General features: G+C 69.4%; 3 protein-coding genes. All 3 read right to left on the bottom strand.

Going from position 1 to position 3,054, the window contains the following annotated elements:
- Positions 1-113: 113 nt before the first annotated feature.
- On the bottom strand, positions 114-827 hold the full coding sequence (locus tag JOZ00_RS18740; RefSeq protein WP_293346264.1) for a sirohydrochlorin chelatase: 714 nt from the start codon (positions 825-827) through the stop codon (positions 114-116).
- The gene (locus tag JOZ00_RS18735; RefSeq protein WP_293346262.1) at positions 824-1,540 is read right to left on the bottom strand and encodes a phosphoadenylyl-sulfate reductase; all 717 of its coding nucleotides are present in this window, start codon (positions 1,538-1,540) and stop codon (positions 824-826) included. Before JOZ00_RS18735 ends, JOZ00_RS18740 begins: the two co-directional genes overlap by 4 nt.
- Positions 1,537-3,054, bottom strand: a 1,518-nt coding sequence (locus tag JOZ00_RS18730; protein WP_293346260.1) for a nitrite/sulfite reductase, incomplete at its 5' end; no start/stop codon positions are given. The genes JOZ00_RS18735 and JOZ00_RS18730, both read right to left, overlap by 4 nt.

The following is a 3,054-nucleotide window of genomic DNA, read 5'->3' as shown; positions in this document are numbered from 1 at the left end:
ATCGCGGGCAGCACCCAGCTGCCCGGCCGCGACGAGTCGTTGGCCCCGGCCCAAACCTCGTGAGTCCCGCGGGCCGTCACGCCGCGAGCCGGTTGTCTGTCGCCAACCGGCCGTCAGGCCGCGAGCCGCTCGGCGTCCGCGCAGGCGCGATCGAAACGCGCGAGCACGGTCGCCGCCACCAACCGATGCGACCCCAGCGGCTGGCTCATCGGAATAGCTTGTCTGGCAGCAAAATCCGCGACACGGTCGGTGATACGCCCGTGCGCCAGGAACCACGGGGCGATCACCAGCCGACGCGCACCCATCGCCCGCAGCCGCTCAGCGGCGGAGCCGAGTGACGGCCCCGGCCCGGTGGCGAACGCGGTGACAGCCCCGGCCCACCGGGTACCGGCCACCAGCGCCGGCGCCGCCAAGTTGGTGCGCACGTTGGCCGTCTGCTGCGAGGAGCCGACCGCGACGACGACGACGCCGACATCGGGGTCCAGCCGCGACACGCCCAGCTGGCACACCCGCTGGCGCAGCACCTTGACCAACCGGTCGTCGACGCCGAGCACCTCGGCCTGCACGGCACCCGAGCGGGCGATCATCGCCGGGATGTCCACGCGCGCGTGATAAGCGTCGGCCAGCAGCAGCGGCGTGACCACCGCATCAGCCCTAAGGTCGGCGACCACGTCGCACACACACGGCGTCGATTTCTCGCAGAACGCCACCCGCACGTCCAGCGCGGGCCGGTCGCGGCGGACCCGCTCGGCGACGGCGAGCGTGGTGACCGCGGCGCGCGGATCGACACTGCCGTGCGCGGTGAGGACGAGAACGGGCCGGCTCATTCGGAATGCAGCCCGCATTCGACCTTGCCCATGCCCTGCCAGCGACCGCTGCGCGGATCGGCTCCGTCGGCCGGCTTCGCGGTGCACGGCGCACACCCGATCGACGGATACCCGTCGAACACCAGCGGATTGACCAGCACGTCGTTGGCGTCGATGTAGTCCTGGATGTCCTGGTCGGTCCAGGCGGCCAGCGGATTGACCTTCACCAGGCCGAACGCCGCGTCGAAACTGATCAGTGGCGCGTTCGCGCGGGTCGGCGCCTCGACGCGCCGCAGGCCGGTGACCCACGCCGAGTAGCCGCGCAGCGCCGAGCCCAGCGGAACCACTTTGCGCAGCCGGCAGCACTCGTTGGGGTCGCGGGCGAACAGGTTCTTGCCCAGCAGCGCGTCTTGCTCGGGCACCGAATGCTCGGGTGTGACGTTGATGACGTTGACGTCATAGACCTCGCTGACGGCGTCGCGGGTCCCGATGGTTTCGGCGAAGTGATAGCCGGTGTCCAGAAACAGCACGTCCACGCCGGGCCGCACCTTGGACGCCATGTCGATGAGCACCGCGTCCTGCATGTTGGACGCCACCACGTACTGGCCCCCGAAGTGCTCGTCGGTCCACGAAAGCAGGTCAGACGCGTCGGCGCCGTCGAGCTCGCGCGCGCCCTGTGCCGCCAGTTCCCGCAGGTCCGCAGCCTCTCTAGCCTCTTCGCGCAGGTCGCTCATCTCAGGTCCGCCTCGTCCGCTCGTAGGGCCCATGTGGCGAAACGCTCCCCTTCGGCTCTTTGTTTCACGAAATTGCGAACCACCCGGTCGATGTAGTCGCCGAGCTCGCTGCTGAGCACCTTGTGCTGGCGCAGTTTGCGGCCGAAGCCGCTGTCGAGCCCGAGGCTCCCGCCGAGATGCACCTGGAAACCCTCCACCGGGCCGCCGTCCCCCTCATCGACCATCTGGCCCTTGAAGCCGATATCGGCGACCTGGATGCGGGCGCACGAATTCGGGCAGCCGTTGATGTTGATGGTGATCGGGACGTCGAGTTGGGCGTTGATGTCCTCCAGCCGCTTCTCCAGCTCGGGCACCAGCACCTGCGATCGGTTGCGGGTCTCCGCGAACGACAGCTTGCAGAATTCGATCCCGGTGCAGGCCATCAGGTTGCGCCGCCACTGCGACGGCTGCGCCGGCAGCCCGAGCGCCTCGAGCCCGGCGACCGCGTCGTTGAGCTTGTCGTCGAGGACGTCGAGGACGATCAGCTTTTGGTACGGCGTGAACCGCACCCGGTCCGAGCCCGCCCGCTCGGCGATGTCGGCGACGGCGGACAGGATCGTGCCGGACACCCGTCCGGCGATCGGCGCCACGCCGACGGCGTTGCGGCCGTTCTTCAGCCGCTGCACCCCGACGTGGTCGAGCGGGTGAACCAGCGGCGGGGGAGCCGGCCCGTCGAGCAGCGGGCGTTTGAGGTACTCGGTCTCCACGACGTGCCGAAACTTCTCCACGCCCCAGTCCCTGATCAGAAACTTCAGCCGGGCCTTGGACCGCAGCCGCCGGTATCCATAGTCACGGAACGCCGAGGTGACGGCCTCCCAGACGGCGGGTACGTCCTCGAGCGGCACCCAAGCGCCGAGCCGCTGGCCCAGCATCGGGTTGGTGGACAGTCCCCCGCCCACCCAGACGTCCAGCCCCGGCCCGTGCTCGGGGTGGTTGACGCCGATGAACGCGATGTCGTTGACCTCGTGGCAGACGTCCTGCAGCCCGGAGATCGCGGTCTTGTATTTGCGCGGAAGGTTGGCGAACTCGGGCTTGCCGATGTAGCGGCGCACGATCTCCTCGACGGCCCAGGATGCGTCGAGCACCTCGTCGAGCGACTCGCCGGCCAGCGGCGAGCCGAGCACCACCCGCGGGCAGTCGCCGCATGCCTCGGTGGTCTGCAGTCCGACCGCTTCCAGCCGCCCCCAGATCGCCGGGACGTCCTCGATTTGCACCCAGTGCATCTGCAGGTTCTCGCGGTCGGAGATGTCTGCGGTGTCGCGGGCGTATCGGGTGGACAGCTCGCCCAGCGTGCGCAGCTGCTCCACGGTCAGTGCGCCGCCGTCGCAGCGCACCCGCATCATGAAGTACTTGGCCTCGATGGTGTCGATGTGCTCGTCGCCGGTCCAGGTGCCGTCGTAGCCCTGCTCGCGCTGGGTGTAAAGGCCCCACCAGCGGAACCGCCCGCGCAGGTCGCTCTTGTCGATGCTGTCGAA

This window comes from Mycobacterium sp. (genome assembly GCF_019243155.1).
In the GTDB taxonomy this organism is placed as follows: domain Bacteria; phylum Actinomycetota; class Actinomycetes; order Mycobacteriales; family Mycobacteriaceae; genus Mycobacterium.
This window is presented reverse-complemented; position numbering and strand designations above follow the sequence as displayed.